The organism is Enterobacter sp. 725m/11, from assembly GCF_011683705.1.
In the GTDB taxonomy this organism is placed as follows: Bacteria; Pseudomonadota; Gammaproteobacteria; order Enterobacterales; family Enterobacteriaceae; genus Enterobacter; species Enterobacter bugandensis.
On the sequence record NZ_JAAQOK010000134.1, the window covers coordinates 1 to 239 of the forward strand.

General features: G+C 42.7%; 1 pseudogene. It reads left to right on the plus strand.

Annotation, left to right across the window (positions count from 1 at the left end):
- A pseudogene (locus HBA26_RS22755) lies at window positions 1–239 on the plus strand (DNA methyltransferase); the annotation flags it as partial.

Consider the following 239-nt stretch of genomic DNA (forward strand, 5'->3'; position numbering starts at 1 on the left):
TTTCAGAACAGATTGATGCCTATGTAAGCCCAATCCTTGAAGGCCGTAGTGAAGAAGATTTGCTCACAGAGTTAATGCTAAAGCGTGGCATTGACTTGAGTGTTAACATTGAAACCCGTCAGTTTGATGGATTAACCGTTTCTTGTGTTGACGGTGGCAAATTGTTTACCTGCTTTGCTAAACAAATCCCTGCATCTTCAGTAGAAGAACTGACCAAGGGGATCATCGACTGGCATAAG